This is a genomic window from Legionella jamestowniensis, from assembly GCF_001467745.1.
GTDB lineage: Bacteria > Pseudomonadota > Gammaproteobacteria > Legionellales > Legionellaceae > Tatlockia > Tatlockia jamestowniensis.
Genome location: NZ_LNYG01000012.1, coordinates 132,152 through 154,480, shown reverse-complemented (window position 1 = coordinate 154,480; position 22,329 = coordinate 132,152). Strand labels below are relative to the sequence as shown.

The following is a 22,329-nucleotide window of genomic DNA, read 5'->3' as shown; positions in this document are numbered from 1 at the left end:
TTTTAATAACTCAGTAAAGAAAGGTGTAATAATGAAAAAAATACTTTCTGTGTCCGCAATTGCCTTGGTTCTTGGTGGTTGTGCTTCTATCCCTGCAGATCCTCAAGCAGAGCGAATTGTTGCCAGTCCAAATCCAGCCCCAAAAGGTTGCAAATACATAGGTCAAGTTGTTGGTAATCAGGGTAATTTCTTCACTGGTGGGTTTACTTCCAATCGAAATTTGGAAGAGGGGGCTATGAATGATTTAAAGAACAGAGCCAGCAGAAAAGGGGCAAACTATGTTCAAGTCGTCACTAACCGTGCAGGCGTAACAGGCTCTATGAGTGGTTCTTTTGATAATCAGGGTGGGTTTATGAGCGGTAGTTCTCAACAGACCAATGTCACCTATCTTGGAAATGCCTATCGCTGTGATCCTAAAGCGATTGGATTAGTCGATTAATCGAACGGGCGGCCCTGCCGCCGTTTTTACTTCCGTAAACTAACAAGCTATAGCCTATACACCTCATTCTGAAAAACAGCGAAGACGTGAAATATCAGTCACCCAGTCTCGAACTTGGCCATGAGGGCCACAATTTCCCACCGCTATTTTACAAGGCAACACGAAAGATGATTTGTTATAGCCTAAGGATTTTTCCAATGCTTGAGAAGAAAGAGCTGTTGGCCGAGTGTTAGCAATTGTATTAGCCCACAAGGTGAAATGAGGTTCATAATACTCTTGGCAGGCTGTAATGCAATTTCCCTGGGCTTCTACACTTGCTATGACACGTTTTTGCAAATTAACCAAATCCAAGGATTTTTTTACAACAAGCCAATAAGCTAAGGCTTGTATGCTGTTAATCCTATCCTCAATAATGTCTTTTTTACTGAACATTGCGTGCAAAGAAGCGCTTACACCAGTAATTGTTAAGGGGAAGGGTTGACCAATAATGCTTATTAAACTGTTTCGGAGCGATTGCAGATATTGTTGGTTTTCATTGATCTCCGTAAGGACAACATGCGTTAAGGTGCAATGCGGTTTTGAATAAATGCTGCTATTTAATAACGGGTCCAATTCATAATAGGATTTGCATATTCCATTTAATTGCTTAGAGTATGTAATCGCTTCATTAGCAAATGATGTTGCTATTTCATCAGCAGGATCTGGCACAAGGCAAATATTAAGGATAGTTTTCATAGGACTACTCTAAACTGACTTTAACAGGAATACCAAAAACCTGATATTTTTTGGGAACTACTGTAAGAGGTGAAATAATGGCTATTAGCTTATTTTGCCTTGTAGCCAAAGGATTAACTTCAGAAAGGGGAAGCTTCTCGGCATAACTGGGGGTATTGATTATTTTGCCTGGAATAGACTCACCATCAGGAAAAGTAATGGAAACTTCCCGGCCCAAATAAATTTTATCCAGGTATTTAGGCTCGATAAACGCTATAATTCGTAAATTTTCTTTGGTCACTATTGATAGGAGCTGCTGTCCGCTGGCAACAAACTCATTATTAAATGTGCTAATTTGCATGATTGTTCCAGCCTTGTTAGAGCGAATCAAAAAGTATTTTTGTTTTTCTTCTAATTGGCTAATTTTATTATCTATGTCTCGTAATTTACGCTGATAATTTACTTCAAGCGTCGTTTTATTACGTAGTTTAATTTCGATGATTTCTTTCTGTAAATTCGAATATACCCGTTGGGCAGTCACGTAATTTTTTCTTGCTTCTTCAAGCTGCAGTTCTGACATGTCTCCATCTTTCATGTAATTTTTAAAACGATCATACACTTCTTTGCTGGTTTGAATATCCTGGGTTGCAATATTTAGCATGGTTTCAAAAGGTTTATAATTTTCAAGGCTAAACTGTTCAATCAAATTCTTTAAAAGACGTTTTTCTTGTTGTAAATAGTTTAGTTTAACCTCAAGCGTAGGCGACTGAAAACGAAGCAGAACATCACCTGGATGAACTTGTTGTCCTGTTCGTACAGTGAGTGATTTAATATACCCCGAACCGGGGGCTCGAATGGTGAATGTATCGAAAACAACCAAGCCAGAAAAACTCACGAATAAATATTCTGTAGTCAGTTTTACAATGAGAAAAAGTAATGGCAGGCTGATTAATAGAACCAATAAAAACCATCGTAGTTTAGGTGGAGTCCGTTTGCCACTGCCGTAGTCCGTGGCTAGATGTTCGCCTGTAATCTTTTTAAATTTAATGGCCATTATTTACTCTTCCTGATTACCCACCAAGGTGCCATTGTGGTTTCCTGATGTCCTTTAAATAGTATTTCATTCATTATGAATACTGCAGTCATTGCACGAATAAATTGTTGATAAATAGGTGTAATTATGACCCAGCCTATTAATTTTAAGTCTAAAAGGGGTCTTTCTGATACCAATAGTAAAAAAATAATATATAGAAAAAGAGTCGCTACAAAATAATAGCTGTAAACCAGAATACCGATAGCTATCATTGTCGGCAAATCAAAGCGAATGAAAAGGTAGAGGTAGTATAGCAAAATCAGGAAAGGCAGCATTAATTGATAGTAAAGTGCATACCAGCTGAATAAAATAACTTTTTTACCCCCCATGATTTTGCTGCTAAACATACGCCAATGTCGACGAATATAAATGTAATATAAATCGCCATCCCACCGCATTCGTTGTTTTAAAAGGCGTTTGAATGTAGAGGGTGCGACTGTCCAGGCGATGGCTTCAGGTTCATTGACAATTTTAAACTGGGGGTAGCGTCGGCAATAGGCATGAATTCGCAACGTGAGGTCTAAGTCTTCTGCGGTACCACTCATCCAGCCCCCCATTTGCCGTAAAAAACTGGTTCGAAAGACTCCAAAGGCGCCGGAAATATTATTGGTAATGTTAATTTCTGTTAAACCGAAGCGCCCAAGCTGGATACCAAGCATATACTCCAGTGCTTGTAATTTGGTTAGAAAATTTTCACGCCAGTTTCTAACGCGAATAGCCCCAGAAACAGCAACAACATTGGGGTCAATAAAATGTTTAACAATTTTTTGAAGACTTATATTATCAATAGAGGTATCGGCGTCTATCATCACCAAAATATCGCCACGAGCCATTTTAAGGCCAAGATTCATTGAACTTGCATGTCCACCACGTGTCTTTTTTTCAATAATACGGATTAAACAATTTTTAGTTTCTCTGTATTTGTGAGCCAGTTGTTTCATACTTAAGACGGTTTTATAGTTCCTAATTGCATCATCAATAACAAACAGGAGTTCGATTTTGCCTGGGTATAATTGCTCTGTGACCGAACGCAACGAAATCTCAAGCTCCTCTTTGCTTTCACTGTAAGCGGTTATTACTACGCTAACCAGCGGATAAGAGGCTGAAGATATTTCCTTTTCAAAATGAATCCGTAACCACCCTTTAATGACATAAACCAGAGTAATGGTATAGAAAGGGAGTTCCAATAAAATGACAAAAGGAAAAAAGAAAGCCAAAAAAAACCAGAGATTTCCCGTATTAAATACAGTAATTAGATAAACATAAATTTGATAGGAAAAGTCACTCATGCGCTATCAATCCTTGAATGTAAATTCGCAATTAAATATTCAGCATCTTGTTGCGATTTGGTGACTTCTTCTGAAGTAATAAATCCCATATGAACAATCAGTTTTTTCTCGCTCATGCTTAATTTTTGCTGCTTGCTAAACTCTTGAATCCTGTTTAATAAAACCTGACAACCTTGTTCATCGGTCATCGGTAGAAAAAAGAGAACAAAATTTTCGCCGTGTGAGGCTAAGTCACTGTCTCTAAAAACATGACGCAAACGTTCATAAAACTCAGCGAGCAGTTTTTCAGTATGAAATACACCAAGCTCATTAAGGAGCTCTTCTTCATTTGTAATTTTTAAGGCAAGTACACTAAAGTGAAGATCTTTGTAGCGTGTAGCCAGTTTAATTTGCCATTTGATGATGGAAAAAAATGCTTCAAATTCAATAAATGCAAAAAAATTATTAAAGTGGGTTTGTATTTTTTTTTCAATGCCGCGTGCTAAAAATTCACCATGTTTTGTGAGTTTGTAAATGTATAACCGGCGAGCAACAAGGTTTTCAGGGGGAGTGTTTTTTGAACAATTCATACAGATGATGATAACTTCTGCGTCAAGAAAATAAAAACCACATTGGTTACATGACTTATCTTCAAGAGGTTTATCGTAGTCCATACCAATGTGCCTTAACTTCGCATTACATCGGGGGCAAATTAAACGCTCCTGTCTTAAAAAGCGGGTTGAAGGCTCAATATTTCCGCAACTAAAGCAATGAATAAATTGTTGCACTTGAATATCAATACTATGGCAATTCGGGCAGGCATTTTTATAATTTAACAGGCCTGAATGACAAGAGGGGCAGGTTTGAATTTCATCGACCAGTTTTTCCTGAAATAGCAAATCTCTTGATACCATATTTTGTAGAAAATTCCATTCATCCACTCCATTGTTTTCTCCGAACAGTACTTTAAGTAAGGGGAAACTAATACCATTGGTAAAAGAAGGGGTTAAATGGCCATGAACCATGAGCGTTGAGCGGGTAAATAAATAGCTTAATAAAAATAATTCGCGGTCTTCCAGCACACCCGTAAAGGGGATTAGCTGTATACGTTCGTGAATGGCTAGCGCAACTGTTTGAGACTCTTTGTCCAATTCCCCATCAAAAATATCAGCATGAAACCTGTCGGACTTACCGAGATAAAAAATAGGTGTGAAGCGATAAGTCTTACGTTGTCTTAGTGCCGTTACTTTTTCAAAATAATTTTGCAAATTATTTAAATCTAAAGCAATAGCAAAGCAATCTTCTTTAGGAAGCTCTTTTTCAGAAGAGATCCATCTAATCGGGTAAGGAAGATCCAAGTTTTTGGTACTTCCTAAAATCCATATGATTTGGTCATTCATTTGTCTCTACTATTTTATTATTTTTTATTTAAATAAAGAGCCACAAGATTAATTTTGGTAAATTTTAATAAAATCATCAAGTTCATTGATGCGTTCTTTATTGTGCTTAGTATAGCATTCAATAACAGAAAGGGACTCTAAAGTACCTCCTTCGTTTTGTAGCCCTTCAAAATCACATTCTTTTTTGCGGTACTCTAACCAGGCCTTTTGGGTGGCAATTAATAAATTCTGGTTGGTTTGAGGCACAAGATGGAGCAGTGTATTGTATCGTCTGTTGAGTAAATTTTCATAAAAGGTATATTCATTATTGGCACATGCTTTCATAGCCACTGTTGTCACTGCATTCTCATAGCAAGTTTGAATAATTTTTAATTCATTCGAGGATGAATCCACATGACTTAAGACTTCTGTTTTATTTTGCGGTATATCGCCAGGAAAAAATTCTTTATTGTCAGGATCGCGTGGTATATCAAGAGAGGTTAATAATTGCGGGCTCATTTGAGAAATTGGCTGTTCAGTGCAGGGGAAATAGGATAAAAATGTTAAATTTTTCAATAAAATAAGCCCATTGAGTTCCCAACCTTTTCCTATACCACTATAGGTAATGTAGTCATAGTTGTTTTTAGTAAATCGTAAATAAATGCCCCCACCACCGCTAAACATTTGAGAGCGTCCAGTAAACGCTTTCTTAGGGAGAACTTTATCTTCTGGGTAGTAAAGTTCGATATTATTTTTTTTTCCAAATCGATACTGAAGGTATCCATTTGTAGAGGATAAATTTTCAGAGGCACAAAGAGAAATAATTTTCGCATTTTTTGTTGGACAACTAAATAGAACTTGTTCATTGCGTTGACATAATGAATTGGTTTCTGCAAAACTTACGACAACGAACAAAGAGAGGAAGATTAACAGGAATCCCGCTTTTGTATTCATTCTAATCCCTTAATTTACGCTTCATGTGTTTTAAATATTGTTATTGAAAAATAATAGTTTAAAAAAATCCATTAAACAAAGAGTAGTACTATGGTTAATTTTAACAGCTTAAATGCTAAAACATTTCTTACCAGCTATTGGCAAAAGAAGCCATTGGTTATCCGTAACGCTTTGCCCTTATTTATAAATCCTTTAACTCCGAATGAGTTAGCGGGTTTAGCTTTGGAGGATGAGGTAGAAAGTCGACTTGTTATTGAAACGCCTGAGAAAGCACCTTATTGGCACCTTAAACGTGGCCCTTTTTCTGCGAAAGACTTCAAGAAATTGCCTCAAACTCATTGGACTTTGCTGGTGCAGGCCGTTGATCGCTTTGTCCCTGAAGTGGCATTAATGCTTGATTATTTTGATTTTATCCCTCAATGGCGCATCGATGATGTCATGATTAGTTATGCCGTAGACCAGGGTAGTGTCGGGCCTCATTATGATAATTATGATGTTTTTTTATATCAGGCACGAGGAGCCCGAAAATGGTCGCTCACCACAAAAAATTGTCATGCAAATAACCGCTTACCCGATATTGAATTAAGAATCATGGAGGATTTTCAAACGGAAAAAGAATATATTCTGGAAGAGGGGGATATGCTGTACCTGCCTTCACACGTCGGACATTATGGTATAGCGATGTCGGATGAGTGTATCACCTATTCATTTGGATACCGTAGTTATCAAAGTCAGGAAATGTGGGATAGTTTCGGTGAATATCTTGCTGAAAAAAAACAGGGTGAACGGTTGTACAACGATCCCGACTGGACTGCTATCAATGCTAGCTCTGAATTACCGCCGTCTGCCTGGAAAAATGCGAAAAAATTAATGCAGCAGTTGTTAGACAATGAGTCACAATTTAAACTATGGTTTGGGTGTTTCGCAACCAAATTAGACCAGCACGCCGAAGAATTATTACCAAGTCCTCTTTCCGAAGAGGTAAGTATTCATGCGTTTCTACAAGAATTAAAAACAAGTGCCGGCGTGATTCGAAATCCTTTATGCAGATTTGCCTATCAATGTGAGGAATCAAATTCTATTACCTTATTTATAAATGGTTATGAATGGAATACTGAAGGAGTTGCTACTGCTTTAATTAAATTGCTAGCCAATTTTCGCCGCATCCCGATAGTGCAGTTGCAACCATTTTTGCAAAAAGACGTTGATAAATGTTTTCTGTTGGAGTTATGGAAATTGCAGTGGATAGAGTTTGATAGAGTATGAGGGCCTATTCAGTCAACCTGGTATAAAATTTGCAACAGAAAAGCTACTGTCGATTATCGAATGAGGATAGTCAAAATGTTTAAAAAATCCATGCTTTATTTGGCATTAGGATGTTTAATCAATAGTTTGGCTTTCGCTCAAGAGCGAGAAATTGCAATTACGATTGATGATCTACCCTTTGTTGGCTCTAGTAATAATAATCCAGCCAAGTTAGAGCGTGAGAGAGAGCGCATCTTAAAAATTTTGCAGACGCTTATCGATAAGAAAGTTCCGGCGACTGGTTTCATAATAGCAGGCTCTATCGAGAAAGGGCAATGGGAGCTGCTGGAACAATTTCGCCAGGCAGGTTTTACATTAGGAAACCATACTTATTCTCATAAAAGTCTAAACAGCGTCACTGCAGAAAACTATATTAATGATGTGGACAGGGCTGATAAAATTTTAACCCCCTTATTTCCTGAACATAAATATTTCCGTTACCCCTATTTAGCAGAAAGCTCAGGTCAAAAGAAACAAGCAGTTTATGACTATTTAGCTGCACATCACTACATTGTCGCGCCGGTCACTGTGGATAGTAAGGATTTTGTATTTAATCAACAACTGTTTGCTATCCCTTACCGCCAGCGTGAAAAAAACTTACCGCAACTTAAAAAGAGATACCTGGCTTTTATCTGGAATCAAACCTTAAAAGCAGAGAAGAAAGCTGAAAAATTAAATCCAGGAAAACCCGTAAAACAAATATTATTAATCCATGCTAATTTATTAAACAGTCATTGTTTAGGTGATATCATCGATCTTTACCGACAAAATGGTTATAAAATTATTAGCCTGGAAGAGGCGTTAACGCCAACAAAGGCCATTAATACTCCTGCTGGAGAAGAAGGTTATGAAATTTTTTTCGATGAGAGCATTCTTAAGGGGTTTTTTTATCAGAAGGCCTAATAGAGAACTACTCAATCGTCATAAAATTCTCTCTATCCTACGTACTGCGGCTTGTCCGCAGTATCCAAGAGGTGCAGTTTTTAGCTTCGAATCCTGGATACCGCGAACGAGTCTTCAGGAGGCTCTAAAATTTTAGTGCAGAAGCACCTAAGATTTCATCGGCGTTTTGTTCAAGTCTTAAGGATAGTTCACTTGCAGAAGGTCTATCATCAGGTCTTTTCGCCCACCCCAAAGTTATGTACTTTGCTATTTTAGGTGGTGTGTTAGCAGGGATTTTAGGTCTCTCACCTTGAATAACCGCTTGGGCTAAAGACAGGAAATCTTTGTTAGTGTGAGCCCTTTTCCAGCTTACTATTTCCCAAATAGTAATGCTCATACTATACACATCGACTTCTTTGCCATAGGGTTGTTGTGCAAAAATCTCTGGAGCCATCCAAAGGGGGGTACCAAATAAGCCCTCGAGTAAGCGGCCACTACTCATTTTTACTGCACAACCAAAATCGCTTATTTTAGGGTTTAAATCCTTGTCTAGAAGAATATTGGCACTTTTAATGTCCCGGTGTACTACATCATTCTCATGTAAAAATACTAGTGCTTTAGTAATTTTTGTTATCCATTGGAATCTCAATGACCACGGTAAAGGTTCTTGGCTTGCAGCGATCCTATGTTCTATGGAACCATTGGGCATATACTCCATGGCAATTACATATCTGCCTTCACACGACATATAACCTAAGAATTGTACAATACAGGCACTGTGGAAATCCGTTAAATCCTGCATAATTTTTTTCTCATGCTTCGCTGTGGCCACGTTTTTTTTCTTTGCAATTTTAAGAGCGGCTTCAGAGCCACGAAAAACAACCTTAATCACTTTGGCAAAACTACCTTTGCCGAGCACTTCCCCGGCAGCTGTAAAGTCTTTTTTATCCATTAAATAAGGATCGGCGTTTTGTGCGGTAACTTCTGCGGTAGTTTCTAAGGTTTGTTTAGTAGTTTCGTAGGGCATGGTACAATCTTTTGGTGAATTATAATTAAAATTGATTGATTATAATTCACTTCTGCGGATTGTAATATGGGTAAATTTACCTAGAGAGAGTGGTTCTTTTTTTATCCGCTGCCATTATGTGCAAATTTGAAAATTCCTTTTGCAAACGCTCTACAGCATGTTGAGGTAATAAAAGCCAATAATGACCATCATTTTTCATATGTCCTGCTATATAGGTTGCCCTTTTTCCCGCCCCCCAAAACACATCACCGCGCACTAGCCCACGAATAGCCCCACCGGTATCTTGGGCAATCATTAAGCGTTGAAAGGGCTTTTGGTTATCACTTCGTCGCTCAGGCCTTGTGGTTGTTAGCCACAGGGGAGTTCCCATGGGAATCCACTTTAAATCAATCGCTAGTGAATAACCAGGCGTTAGTGCTACCCCTTGTGTACCATAAGCTGCATTGCGAGAAAGGCGCTCGAAAAAAACAAACGATTTATTTTGATTGAGAACCTTATTCATTTCCTTGGGATGAGCCATTAAATATCGCTTAATCGCTTGCATGGATGCGTTATGTTTGGTCATTACGCCCTTATCAATTAACACTTTGGCAATAGCGGTATAGGGGGCGCCGTTTTGTGCAGCATAACCAAGATACATTTGTTCACCGTCAGGAAGTTGCACAATTCCTGAGCCCTGAATCTCTAAGAAAACGCGGTCAATAGGATTATCAATCCACACCAAAACAGGTGCTTTTTTCTTAATCATCCCTTTGTTAATCTCTGCACGCGTGTAGTACGGAACAATTTTGTGACCTGCGGCACGTCCAACTAGTTTTCTATGCTTAAAAGCTGGATCAAATTGCCCCAGATCGATGGTAACCAAATCGGATGGAACACCATAAATCGGCACGTTATATTTTTCCGTCTTAGTACGGCTTCCATAAAGTAAAGGCATGTAATAACCAGTAAACAAACCTTGTACGGACCGATTATTGAAAAATTCAACAGGACTAAACCATTGCTGAAAAAATTCTTTGGCTTTTTTGTTGGTTATTGGCTGAATAGCAAGAGCAGCTTGACAGGCTGGCTGCCAATCTTTTGCTTTTAGATCTAAATGATGACTGCCCACAGGCTTTTCAGGCTCCTGTTTTAAAAAAGATTTACAGGAGGTTTGAAAAGCCTGTAGTGACCGCTTAACATTCGCTTTGTCCCAGCCTGGAAGTTGCTCAAAGGAACCTTGCCTTAGCGTTAAGGGTAATGGTTTGGGCTGTGGCCAAAACCACCACGCTGAAAAACTGGCAATAATGACAGCTGCAGCGAAGGATGAATATAGTAACTTTCTTTTCATTGGACAAATTTTACACGAAATTGAGTTTAATGCAAACCCAAGGAATAACATCAAATCTGTAATGGCAGTTAAATAAATAAAAAAGTTATTGTTTTTGCTGTAGTTATTTTAAATGGTGTCTATTATTATCAATTGCTTCGCGAAAGCTTTTAGCTATATTCATGCACCAAAGCCATTTGTAATCCTGCAGCAGTCAGTGATAAAAAATTATAGCCAGGATCAATAGTGGTTCGTTCAAGCCATTCATTAGCAATGCAAACGTCGGTTAATCGATGGACTTCCTCCAAAGTCACACTATCGCCATATTTCTCACTAAGGGTTTTGACTGCAGATTCATTCATACTTAAGAATACTTCATCACGACTTTTACCTTGTGCTTTCATTTCATTGTAAAAAAGCATCAGAATATCCAGTTCATTCATAGCAATTCCTTTATTCTTAAGCACCTTCTCGTTTAACTATAGCTTAAAGGTAGGCCTATTATTTTTCTTCACGAGATAACGTCATTTGTTTCACCATCGAATAAACTGTGGGCAATACAAAAAGCGTCAGCAGTGTGCCCAAACTTAAACCTCCGAGTAAAACAAATCCAATCGCGTGACGAGACTCTGCCCCGGCATCATGCGTTAAAATAAGTGGGAAAACACCAAAAAGCATGGCTCCCGTAGTCATTAAAATAGGGCGTAAACGTAAGACAGCAGCTTTTTGTGCTGCTTCTAATACAGATAATCCTGTTTTTCTCAATTGATTTGCGAATTCAACAATTAAAATTCCATGTTTACTGATTAAACCAATTAAAGTAATTAGCCCTATCTGGGTATAAATATTAAAGGACTGTTTAAATAAATAGGCAAATAATAACGCACCACTACTTGCCAGAGGAACGGTAAACATAATAATTAATGGATCAATAAAGTTTTCAAATTGAACTGACAAAATGGCAAAAATAAAAAAAAGCGATAAAACAAATAGCACAACCATCGTATTGGATGACTGGGTATAAGCCTTGGCAGCGCCTTCCCAGGTCATTTTATAATGCGCCGGCAACTCATTTCTTGCCATTGTCATAATTTTGTCCATCCCTTTTTTAATAGAATCTTGCGGTAACAGACCAACATGTAATGTGGTGGATCGCATTTGATTATGGTGATCGAGAGTGGGAGGTTGGGCTTTAGGTTTCATCGTGGTGAAAGCACCTAAAGAAACATGTTTGCCTGAAGGAGTAGTAAGGTATAATTCATTTAACGTCCATGGCGATGGCGTCCCTTGCAACGTTAAATTATAGCTCACACCATCTTTTTGAAAATTAAGAGATTTGTCACCACTAAAAAATACTTCGATTGTTTTTGCTACCTGTTTGGCTGAAAGTCCCAGTTGAGACAATGCATTGTTGTCAATTTCAATACTGTATCCCATTGAATCCAACCGTAAATCATAACGGATCGAGGCAAATTCCTTGCTTTGATCCAGCGTTTGTTTTAATTGTTCAACCTCATTGAGCAGCTGTCGAAAATTATCCACTGTTGAAATAACTAACGTAAGCTCAGAACCGCTTCCAGCGTCGTCTATCCCTGGCAAAGCAGTGTCCCAACTCCATACATGCGCATCCATTGAGGGAAAATTATTAAGCTGCGGTTGTAATTCATTGACTAGCGCTGTTGATGACCGTTTTCTTTGAGAGTGTGGTTTTAACGGCAAAACAACACTTGCTCCCCAATCGCCAATAAAAGTCAATTGATTGTTAATATCCGGAAAACTTTTGACCTTGTTTTCTATCGGTGAAATTTTTTTATCTAATATTTGCAGGTTTTCTCCCGCAAGCATCGGTGTATAAACCCCTATCAAACCTCTATCTTCTTTGGGTGCTGTTTCTTTGGACAATAAGCTGAAGAAAAATAAGCTACAACCAAGAAAACAAACCAGGCCAGCGACGATGAGTTTTTTTCGTTCAATAGTGTGGCTTAGAATACTGGCATATTTTTGTTCCAATACTTTTAGATAATAATCAAATCGAGGCCATAGAGGTTTGCTATTTTTATTTAAAAAGCGGGCGCACATTAAAGGAGACAATGTTAGTGAGACTAAGCCAGAAATAAATACACTTCCAGCCAAGGCGACTGCAAATTCAATAAAAATTTGTCCAAGCATCCCTGGAATAAAGGCAACCGGTGCATAAACACTGGCTAATGTTAAAGTCATGGCCACAATGGCGAAGCCAATTTCTTTTGAGCCTTGCATGGCTGCATCCAATGGCGATAAACCCTCTTCTATATGACGCCAAATATTTTCCAAAACAATGATTGCATCATCAACAACAAGGCCTACAGCTAAAACCATGGCCAAAAGCGTCATGAGATTGATTGAAAAACCAAATAATTTTAAAAAAATTAATGAACCTAATAGGGAAATAGGGATAGTTACCAATGGTATAAGCGTTGCTCTGCCGTTTCTCAAGAAGATAAAAACAATAACGAGTACTAAAATGATTGCTTCTACAATTGAGGATTGAATATTTTTCAGTGAGGCATTAATAAAATCAGATTGATCGATAATGGCGTTAATTTTGACATCGTCCGGTAAATTTTCCTTTAAATGATTCAGTTCTTGGCGAACCAATTTGGAAACTTCAAGAGGATTGGCATCATCAGCGCGATTGATTGCCAAGGCCAGTCCCGCATGCCCATTGACTCTGACGCGCATGCGGTCTTTGTCGGTTGTAAGCTTAACTTTAGCAATCGATTTAAGAAATACAGGGTGATGGTTATTGGTTTTTATTAATAAATTCTCATAATCTCTGACTGTTTTTAATTCAAAGTCGACAGTACTTGGAATTTTGTTTTGAAAGTTACCGGCTGGAAGAGATACGCTACTTTTGCCAATGGCATCAAATACTTCGTCTACATTAATGCCAAAAGAGAATAATTTTTTAGGATCAAGACGAATTGCATAAGTATAAGGTTGTCCCCAAACATCAACAGAAGAGACGCCTTTTAAGCTGCGAAATGTATTTTTTAAATTAAGATTGGCAAAATGTGTCAATTCACCAAAATCCATAGAAGACGATTCAAGTGATAAGCCGATAAAAGGTAAGCCATTCGATTTTTTCTGTCGTTCGATTGCAGGGGTTTTTACTTCTACAGGAAGTAAAGGTTTCGCCAATGTAACAGCGTCCTGAGTAGCACTCAATGCTCTGTCCATAGAAATGCCAGAACGAAAAGAAAGCGTAATGTAGGAAGAGCCAGAGCTGGATTGAGAGGTAATGGTTTCCAATCCTTCTACACCGGCCAACCGCTCTTCCAATATGGTAGTAACGTCTGATTCAACAAGCTCCGAACTGGCATTGGGATAAGTGGTTGAAACTGTAATGGTCGGAAAACTAATATTCGGGTATTCTCGAACAGGCAAAGAAGACAGACAAAGCAAGCCTATTACGATGAGCATGCAGTTAAGCACAATAGCTATAACAGGATGTTTAATAAAATAAGGGGGCAGATTCATAATCTTCTTATGGTAGGTGTCGGTTTATAAATCCCTACAGTCATCCCAGGATACAAACGCTCTTGGCCTTTAACGACAAGTATTTGCCCAGGTTTTAAACCAGAAGTGACTTCAATATAAGCTTTATCCCTAAGACCTGTATGAATGGAGGCTAACTCAATCTTGTGATTGTTGACAATATAGACAAAACGTTTCCCATTGCGAAGAAAAGTGGCTTGAGAGGGAATAACCATCACATTTTTCTTTTCCCGTATTACAAGTTCTACGTCAACACTCGCTCCTATGACACAATCTTCGCAGTGAATATCGACATCCGCTGGGCACATGTGGGTCTCTTCATCAATCATTTTTTGGACATGGGTAAGTGGATAATGCTTACCCAATACACGCACTTCCTGGCCTTCTCTTATTGCTTTAATCGTTGTACAAGGAATATCAAAATCAACTGCTAAGCTTGCAGGGTCGTATAAAGTAACAATGGGGTCGCCCACATTCACTTGGGTTCCCTCTCTTTTCTTGTAAGCGCCTATAATCCCGTTGAAGGGTGCGTAAAAACGCATCGTATCGAGCTCTATTTTGGTATTGGAAAGGTTTTTCGATGCTTCTATCCAGGCTTGCTTTTTTTCTTCAACTTCCTTTGTGCTGACATAACCCGTTTTGAGTATACTTGATAAGCGATCGTACTGTGTTTTTGCGATATTTTCCGCGGTTTCAGACAGTTGATGGTTTTTTTCCAGGTCGGGATTGTCAATTTTGGCAATTAGACTGCCTTTGGTAACGTATTGACCAGTAGCGACCAATAAATCAAGCATCCCATTGCCCTTAGCGATTAAAACGGTGGCGTGTTTAGGATGAATAGTCCCAATAAGCCGGGCTGTTTGCTGAATGTTTTTGAGTGTTATCTCTTCTACTTCGACAATTTTGAGGGGGTCGTTATCTATATGTTTATTTAATCCATAAAAAAGATAATAGGCGAAAATTAAAAGGGTACACGCAATCGTTAATAAGAGCAGTCTTATGTAGATAGGCTTTTGAAAGAAAAGACGATAAATAAACTCACGACTCACAAGACCTCTCTTCTGTTCAACTAGGGAATAAAGAATGAAATTTAGCATCAAACTTTATCACATCGATGAAAAAAAACCAGCTGGTATTGGGCTGAATAACAAACCCAAATAAGCATAAGGGATAACAAAAATTTTTAAAAATAAGATGAGGCCCTTGATTATTTAATGAGAGCTAAGAGGGTTTCCAGCTGATCTGCTTCGCTAGCGGGCTTATCCCAGCGGATTCGATGAATTCGGGGAAAACGCAAAGCCACGCCTGATTTATGGCGTGAAGAAAGATTAACAGCATCAAATGCCACTTCAAAAACCAACGCTTTTTCCACCTCCCTCACTGGCCCATAGTGGTGCTGGGTATGATGACGGATCCACTTGTCCAATTGATATAATTCTTCATCGGTGAAGCCAAAATAAGCCTTACCGACAGGTAGTAACGTATTATCCTGCCATAGGCCGAATGTATAATCTGAATAATATGAAGAGCGTTTTCCATGACCTCGTTGTGCGTACATTAGCACCGCATCGATTAAATGTGGATCTCTTTTCCATTTGTACCAATGTCCTACTGGCCTACCAGCAATATAAGGGCTGGTTTTACGTTTTAGCATCAAACCTTCAACCGCGATATGTTGCTCTGCAAGAACGGTTTCTTTGAGTTTTAAAAGACCTTCTGTGTCGTTGAAAGATAACAGCTGTGATAACCACATATTTGAGGGTTGGTGACGTTTATACCAATCTTGAAGTTTTCGGCGTCGTTCTTTTAAAGGTAAGGTTCGAAAATCAGTAAAACCTTCTTTCAAAATGTCATATAGGATAATAGCTGCAGGCTGCTCTCTAAGAATTTTGTCGCTAATTTTTTTACGATTCAACCGCTGTTGCAAATCATTAAAACTACCGATAGTCGTTTGACTTTGAATCACTAATTCACCATCCAGCACCACATCAGTATTTATCTCACTTAGCACGTCCGGAAATGAAGCGCTAATATTATCACCCGTGCGGGAATAGAGGGCTTTGTTCTGGCCGTTGCTGACCAGTTGCACCCGAATACCATCGTATTTATGCTCAGCAAAAAAATCCTCAGCGGTAATTAAAGGGAAGTCTTTTGCTTTGAGAGGATGAGATAACATGACTGGATGAAAAAAAACAGCTTCAGCTATTTCAGGTGTTCCTTGTTTCCCTTCAAGCCAGGCAAATAACTCTGTATAAGGGGGATTCAAACCATACCAAACATGCTCAATGTCTTTAATATCCACCTTTCCGTATTGAGCCAACGCCTTTTTGACAAAGCGCGCAGAAACGCCGACCCGTAAACTTCCTGTGCCTAATTTTAATAATGCCCAACGCTCAATGACATTAGAATTGTTTAATAATTTAACAAGATGGGCGGCCATCTGGTTGTCAGGTATCGTATTGAAAGTGTAAATAACTTCGGTAAGACTTGGTAGATATGAGGTTGTTTTTGCTGTGTCAGGCCATGCCAACGCCAATGTTTCGGAAACATCACCTACATAATCGTTAGCCAAGGTGAATAAGTAGGGGTCTATTCGTTGATCAATTAATTCCCGTATCAGGGCACGTTTAAATGTAGGAAACTCCAGGGTATCAGCCAGAATGGCAATGGCATATCCTCGTTCGGGATCGGAGGTTGTTGCAAAAAAATGTTGTAACAAGCGTAATTTGGTGAGATTGCTATATGAAAAATAAAGACTATTCAATAACTGAGCGAATTTTTTCATTTTTCAATCCTCATCCCCATAGCCCACAAGATGTAACGGATGTGCTTTATAACCTTCTTTCATCGCTTGATAGGCTAATGCTTCTTCCTGCCCATGAGTAACCCAGATTTCTTGAGGTTGAACTTCCTGAATGGTTTTTAACAATTCAGGCCAATCCGCATGGTCAGAAATAATAAGCGGCAATTCAACTGATTTTTGCTTGGCTCGCGCACGAATTTGCATCCATCCTGAGGCAAGTGCTCTCACTAAATTACCAAAACGCCGTGTCCATCTGTCATTAAGAGCTGCAGGAGGGCACAATATTATTTTTCCGGCTGAAGCTTTCGCATCCAGTGTGTTCGCGAGTCTGAGTTCACCCAGTGGGATACCAAAAGACTCATAAAGTTGACACAATTTAACCAGCGCACCATGAAGGTATATAGGCTCATGATAACCAAATAACCGTAATGATTTGATTAATCGTTGACATTTTCCTAACGGATATACGCCTACAAGATGACAGCTAGAGAAGGTTGTCAGAGAATCTAATAATTTTTTAAGTTCATTTTCAATAGGTGGGTGTTTAAAAATTGGCAAGCCGAATGTGGCTTCGGTAACAAACACATCGCAAGTAACTGCCTCGAAAGGGAGACAGGTAGGATCATAGCGCCTCTTATAATCACCAGAAATAACAATACGGTTGTTTGCGTATTCAAGGACAACCTGTACACTTCCCAAGACATGCCCGGCAGGAAAGAAGCTCAATCTCACTTGATTAGTTACAAGAGAGTTAAAGCAGTATAAACTTTGCCAATGATAAGTAGATTCTTTTCCATAGCGTAATTGCATAATGGCCACGGTTTCTGGACTGGCTAGAATACGATGGTGGCCTGATAACGCATGGTCGCTATGCGCGTGTGTGATGACTGCCCGCTCCACTTTTTCCACAGGGTCAATATAAAATTTACCAGGACTACAATAAAGCCCCTGCGGTGTTAAATGAAGCCATCCTTTCGTAGTTGCCATGAATTTTTCTTAAGATATGTTCTTTAATAACAAAATATTTCTTTATCAAGTATGGCACATTCTTTTATTTGGAAATTGAATTGGGACAGAGCCTACCGATGGCCGGTAATGCATCCAAACTACTTGTTTTGATGTAACAGTTAGGTTTTTAAAAAATTATTTACAATCAAAGCTAAACTTATCTTCCTGCGGCAAGGTTTTTATAAAAGAATGAATTAATTGTTTAAGTTCTGGAATATAATTTTGTTCAGTAGCATAAAAGTAAACCGTTTTGTTTGCCGCTGAGACGCGAGAGCCTGCAAAAGATAAACAACCTAATAATACCCAGTTCCTAGGTAGCGTATAAAACCAATTGTTGTATAGCATAACCAGCTTAATATCCGCTTTTTTTACAGCCTCATCCATCCACATGGGATTTTTCTCGTTTCTTCTTTTTAGATAGCTTTCATAATTCCCCAATCCCCAAAGATCTAAAACATAGTAGGGATTATTGAAAGAAATCCAACCTATATCATTGACAGCGACCGGCGCTTTAAGCCAGTCCAGGACAAATCTTCTCATTTGAAATTGCTGTTGATAAATGTTGTTGGTTGCTTTTGGCAAACTTACCAATACTGTAAAATAGGGATAACTGCTAAAAATAAGACCGCCAACAAAAGTTATGTACCATAAAACAGGATTTTTAAGGCTATGGTAATTCTCAAAATAAAGGTAAAAAATCAATAATAATACAGCTGCATAGAGATAAACTTCATAGCGATGAAACCAGTTAAATCTACCCAAACCCAAATGAAGTATCAAAGCCGAAGCAGCAATCATTAATAATTGTTTTTTTGCAGTAGCCAGGTTGGAGAAGGCAATGATGACTATTAAAATAAATGCGAGCATGAGAAAGATTAAAGCTTGACGCTGTGTCAAATTTATACTAAGTCCTTCCAATAATTTTTCATCCCAGGAAGCGTTGTATCCAAAATCGATTTTAAGTAAAACGGAAGCTGTTAAAGGCGGTTGGCCAATAGAATATAAAAAAAGGGAAAAAAGCCCTAAAAAACTCAACATAAGAAGGCCTGCATACAATGCTTTTTTTCGGTGTCCTCTGTAAAATAATAAAATCAAAGCGGGTACGGACAGGGCTAAGGTTTCATAGCGCACCAAAGGCGCTAAGATAATAACAAGCGCTAACCACCGTGGGAAACGTTGAGTTTTGTTTTCTTCGATAAGTCCCGCCATAATAAGTACACTTAAAAACATTTGCAGAGAATGCTCCATCCCTGAAAATATAAGACCAATTAAATTTAGCGAAGGAATTAGCAAGCAAAAAAGTACTATATTTCTCCATTGTATTTTTTGTTGAGCAGTCTCTACGGATAAACAAACAGAAATAAAGACAAGCAAAATAAACCAGGAAATAAGGCTATTAAGGAAGAGAGGAACAAACTCAAAAAAAGAGAAATAAGAAAAAGGGGCAAGTAAGAAAGGCCAGAGTATGCTCGATGATGGACTGGAAAATTCACCTCTATTAAAACCGTATTCACCCATGCCAATATATTTAGCTAAGGATAAATGAATATAGGGGTCATCAAGAGAGTAACTGAAAAAAGAATGGTTAATGGAAAGGATCAGTTGCCATTCAATAAAAATGGTAACTATAAGCATCAATGAAGGAATTAGATAATAATAAATTCGGTCATTTGCGTAACAAATCAATTAAATAGGCTCCTGAAAGCTTTTATCAATCTCTTTAGCCATACTCTTAAGGGAATAGTATTTTAATAATTTGTTTCTCAAATTTGCCCAAAACTTTGATTCTACGAACATATATTTTGCTAATTGACGCGAATCGCTTTGGGTTTTTTCCACTCTTTGTTGTCGACGTTTTTGATAAAGCGACAACGCCCAGTGAAGATAAGTAGTGTCGGTCCTTGATAGTTCTTCTGCCAACACTGCAGCCGATTCCATAGCCATTGACGCACCGATTCCTGCTGTGGGTAAAAAACCTGCTGCGGCATCACCTAAAAGTACAATGCGATCTTTATACCAATGGGTAGAGCGCACGTCACTTAAAGGCCAATAAAAAAATGACTCATCTTCATCTGCAGGTATTTGTGAAAAAATGTTTGGATATAGACTATGAAGTTCTGGAAAGCGCCTTATAATATCTTCAGCACGGCCAGGATAAAGCTTTGCTTCTTTCTTAGGTGAGGGGCCTGCGGCAATCACTCCAAATTTATCCTTGATAGGATAAATACCGAAAAACTTACCTGCCCCCCAAAATTCTCTTATTTCATTTTCATTCAGTTTTTCATCATTAGACCACCATACCCAACCACCCCAGCCAGTATCGTAATATTGATAGTCCTTGGGTGTAAAAATCAGTTTTCGAACGCTGGAGTGCATGCCATCGGCGCCCACCACGAGATCATATTCGCCTTGAGTCCCATCCGTCAAAATTGCATGAACTTTAGCATTAAACTGATTAAGAGTTTGTATTGTGGTATTGAATTTAATCGTTAACCCTTCACAACCGTTCATTAAGGTTTCAATTAATGCCTTGCGTGAACAGCAACGGTAAGGTCCATAATTAGTAAAGAGCTGGTGAAATGCTAATTCTTGAATAACAGAACCGTCACCGCTGCACATCACGTAAGTGTCACCAGCTGTGGTTGCTTCCAGAAAATGCTGCATTAAATTTAAACCATACAACACTTTACTGCCTAAGGGATAGAGTCCTAACATGTAACCACTATGAGCAAAATCGGGTTGTCGCTCGATAATTTCACTTTTAATGCCTCGTTGTTTAAGCAAGGCAGCTAAAGTTAGACCTGCAATACCGGCACCTACGATAAGTATACGCATGAAATCCCCTGATTAAGCTCTAAATAATCGAAGCAATAGAAGCAAGGTTTATACCATAGTACAATTAGGGAGGCATTAGGCTTATTCGCAATGCTTTTCGCGACCAAGCCTAATGTTATAACCATGACTCTCTTAAGCCTTCCTTTTTAACGCATAAAAAACAATCCCTAATACAAAGCCATAAATTAGATGGCCGACTAAAGGGGGAACGTTGGCTTTAATGTCTACAAAAGTCCACTTAGAAAATAAAGGCGTCCCTGCTGTGAGATAGGGGAGTAAAGTCATTGGACCAACAATCCACATTGCAAGACCAAACAATAATCCCCAAATAATAGCTGCTAACCAGGAGTGGATGAGCCATCCCAAGATAAGTGCAAAAGCAATACCGGCAATAATGCTGACAGCTGCATGAACTAATAATCCCCCCATTTTGGTAGGCATATTAATCACTGTTCCCAGTGTTTCAATCATACCGCCCATGAATAAGAAAATAGCGAAAACTACACCAGCAACAATACCAGCGATAATTCCATGAAGAATACATCGGGTAGTACACATAACAAACTCCTTTTGATTGGTGGTTAATGATGCTAAGAAGAGATGGTTTTCTTATGGCCGTGTTTAAAAATCGTTTCTTTTTCTTCATGCGGGCTTACGTCATAAAGAACTGCCCCAACATTTTCAGGAACGGGTTGTAGCCACGGTGATTTTTCTAGGGCATTGGTGGCCTGCTCACAGCCTAGTTGAATGCTTTCATGGATAGATAACGGCGAGAAAGCATAATCTTTAGAAGACAAATCAGTATGCAACCCATGTCGATGAAATCTTACCAACGTCATTATCGTTTTGCAGCCCATCGATCGTATTTCCTGTGCTTTTGGCTGATTTTTAATGTTTTCTGGCAGCATATTGTAAAGCTCTGAAACTGCATGACGTAAATCATGGGCTTCGCAAAAAGATTTTATAACACGTTTATAATGGCTTGCATACGTCATATCTTTTTGTTTCAACAGTACTTCATCAAGTGTGGATGGCATTTTGCTTTCGGGGTCAAACAGTTGCACCATGAAACATAGCGTGCTGACGCGTGGCAGATCATTTAGAATAACTTCAATAGGGGTATTATTAACAACCCCTCCATCCCAATAATACACATCGTCAATTTTAACCGCCGGAAATCCTGGGGGCAGGGCTCCGCTGGCCATAATATGTTCCGGAGAAAGTTTTTGATGTTTGGTATCAAAAAGAACCTGTTGACCATTGTCTATGCGAACAGCGGAGAGGGTTAATCGAGTTTTCCCATTATTGAGAATATCGAAATCAATAACACGTTCCAGCGTTTCTTTTAGTAAGGAGGTGTCATAGAAGCTAATATCATCAGGGGTTGCATCAGAAATAAAATGGGGATTTATTAATCGTGGCTGAAAAAAACCGGGTTGCCCAAAAAGAAGGGTAGCTTGCGCATGGAATTGGTTATACCAGCGTCTCATACCCAATGTTTCAATATACTCATCCCACCATGAGAAATGCAGCGGGGTGGTAATAATTTGCCAAAACTCTTTAAGTTTCGGCACTCGATTTTCTGGTTTATTTCCTGCAACAATTGCTGCGTTAATAGCGCCGATGGAAATGCCACTGACCCAATCTAATTCATAGCCTGCATTATGAAGTGCTTCGTAAATTCCCACTTGAAACGCACCTAACGCTCCCCCTCCCTGAAATATGAAGGCAACCCGATTCCAGACTGGTTTAGCTTGGGGTTCCTTTTTCATAATG

General features: G+C 38.8%; 19 protein-coding genes. 3 read left to right on the top strand and 16 right to left on the bottom strand.

Features of this window, described 5'->3' with window-relative positions; translation table 11 throughout:
• Window positions 1-31: 31 nt before the first annotated feature.
• Window positions 32-439 (top strand): DUF4156 domain-containing protein, encoded by a 408-nt coding sequence (locus tag Ljam_RS03850; RefSeq protein ID WP_058448808.1) that lies wholly within the window; start codon window positions 32-34, stop codon window positions 437-439.
• 63 nt (window positions 440-502) lie between these two features.
• Here the strand turns inward: Ljam_RS03850 and Ljam_RS03845 are convergent, their stop codons facing one another.
• The 5 genes from Ljam_RS03845 to Ljam_RS03825 are packed head-to-tail and all read right to left on the bottom strand — an operon-like array spanning window position 503 to window position 5,847.
• Window positions 503-1,174: a hypothetical protein gene (locus tag Ljam_RS03845; protein WP_058448807.1), complete on the bottom strand. Its 672-nt coding sequence runs from the start codon at window positions 1,172-1,174 to the stop codon at window positions 503-505.
• Between the two features lie 4 nt (window positions 1,175-1,178).
• A complete protein-coding gene (locus Ljam_RS03840; protein WP_058448806.1) occupies window positions 1,179-2,207 on the bottom strand; it encodes an HlyD family secretion protein in 1,029 nt (342 codons plus the stop codon).
• Entirely contained in the window at window positions 2,207-3,535 is a 1,329-nt protein-coding gene (locus Ljam_RS03835) for a glycosyltransferase family 2 protein (protein ID WP_058448805.1), read from the bottom strand. The genes Ljam_RS03840 and Ljam_RS03835 overlap by 1 nt, the downstream gene beginning before the upstream one ends.
• Window positions 3,532-4,914, bottom strand: coding sequence for a TackOD1 domain-containing metal-binding protein (locus Ljam_RS03830; protein ID WP_058448804.1), 1,383 nt, complete (start codon window positions 4,912-4,914; stop codon window positions 3,532-3,534). Before Ljam_RS03830 ends, Ljam_RS03835 begins: the two co-directional genes overlap by 4 nt.
• A gap of 48 nt (window positions 4,915-4,962) precedes the next feature.
• Window positions 4,963-5,847: a lysozyme inhibitor LprI family protein gene (locus tag Ljam_RS03825; protein WP_058448803.1), complete on the bottom strand. Its 885-nt coding sequence runs from the start codon at window positions 5,845-5,847 to the stop codon at window positions 4,963-4,965.
• A gap of 90 nt (window positions 5,848-5,937) precedes the next feature.
• On the opposite strand from Ljam_RS03825, the gene Ljam_RS03820 reads away from it, so the two are divergent.
• Both Ljam_RS03820 and Ljam_RS03815 read left to right on the top strand, forming a co-directional pair.
• Entirely contained in the window at window positions 5,938-7,113 is a 1,176-nt protein-coding gene (locus tag Ljam_RS03820) for a cupin domain-containing protein (protein WP_058448802.1), read from the top strand.
• A 75-nt stretch (window positions 7,114-7,188) separates the two neighbouring features.
• Window positions 7,189-8,055, top strand: coding sequence for a polysaccharide deacetylase family protein (locus Ljam_RS03815; protein ID WP_058448801.1), 867 nt, complete (start codon window positions 7,189-7,191; stop codon window positions 8,053-8,055).
• Between the two features lie 124 nt (window positions 8,056-8,179).
• Here the strand turns inward: Ljam_RS03815 and Ljam_RS03810 are convergent, their stop codons facing one another.
• The 11 genes from Ljam_RS03810 to Ljam_RS03760 all read right to left on the bottom strand — a co-directional run bounded on the left by Ljam_RS03810 (window position 8,180) and on the right by Ljam_RS03760 (window position 22,325).
• Window positions 8,180-9,061: a protein kinase domain-containing protein gene (locus tag Ljam_RS03810; RefSeq protein WP_058448800.1), complete on the bottom strand. Its 882-nt coding sequence runs from the start codon at window positions 9,059-9,061 to the stop codon at window positions 8,180-8,182.
• 76 nt (window positions 9,062-9,137) lie between these two features.
• On the bottom strand, window positions 9,138-10,391 hold the full coding sequence (mltA, locus tag Ljam_RS03805) for a murein transglycosylase A (protein ID WP_058448799.1): 1,254 nt from the start codon (window positions 10,389-10,391) through the stop codon (window positions 9,138-9,140).
• A gap of 149 nt (window positions 10,392-10,540) precedes the next feature.
• A complete protein-coding gene (locus Ljam_RS03800; protein WP_058448798.1) occupies window positions 10,541-10,813 on the bottom strand; it encodes a hypothetical protein in 273 nt (90 codons plus the stop codon).
• Window positions 10,814-10,871: 58 nt separating this feature from the next.
• Window positions 10,872-13,889 (bottom strand): efflux RND transporter permease subunit, encoded by a 3,018-nt coding sequence (locus Ljam_RS03795; RefSeq protein ID WP_058448797.1) that lies wholly within the window; start codon window positions 13,887-13,889, stop codon window positions 10,872-10,874.
• Window positions 13,886-14,956: an efflux RND transporter periplasmic adaptor subunit gene (locus Ljam_RS03790; RefSeq protein WP_274519485.1), complete on the bottom strand. Its 1,071-nt coding sequence runs from the start codon at window positions 14,954-14,956 to the stop codon at window positions 13,886-13,888. The genes Ljam_RS03795 and Ljam_RS03790 overlap by 4 nt, the downstream gene beginning before the upstream one ends.
• Window positions 14,957-15,114: 158 nt before the next feature.
• Complete coding sequence (locus Ljam_RS03785) at window positions 15,115-16,692, bottom strand: cisplatin damage response ATP-dependent DNA ligase (protein WP_058448796.1); 1,578 nt, start codon at window positions 16,690-16,692, stop codon at window positions 15,115-15,117.
• 3 nt (window positions 16,693-16,695) lie between these two features.
• Window positions 16,696-17,697, bottom strand: coding sequence for a ligase-associated DNA damage response exonuclease (locus tag Ljam_RS03780; RefSeq protein WP_058448795.1), 1,002 nt, complete (start codon window positions 17,695-17,697; stop codon window positions 16,696-16,698).
• A 156-nt stretch (window positions 17,698-17,853) separates the two neighbouring features.
• Complete coding sequence (locus Ljam_RS03775; RefSeq protein WP_058448794.1) at window positions 17,854-19,404, bottom strand: hypothetical protein; 1,551 nt, start codon at window positions 19,402-19,404, stop codon at window positions 17,854-17,856.
• Complete coding sequence (locus tag Ljam_RS03770; protein WP_058448793.1) at window positions 19,405-20,553, bottom strand: FAD-dependent oxidoreductase; 1,149 nt, start codon at window positions 20,551-20,553, stop codon at window positions 19,405-19,407.
• Window positions 20,554-20,685: 132 nt separating this feature from the next.
• Complete coding sequence (locus tag Ljam_RS03765) at window positions 20,686-21,111, bottom strand: hypothetical protein (RefSeq protein WP_058448792.1); 426 nt, start codon at window positions 21,109-21,111, stop codon at window positions 20,686-20,688.
• 32 nt (window positions 21,112-21,143) lie between these two features.
• The gene (locus Ljam_RS03760) at window positions 21,144-22,325 is read right to left on the bottom strand and encodes a patatin-like phospholipase family protein (protein ID WP_058448791.1); all 1,182 of its coding nucleotides are present in this window, start codon (window positions 22,323-22,325) and stop codon (window positions 21,144-21,146) included.
• Window positions 22,326-22,329: the final 4 nt, after the last annotated feature.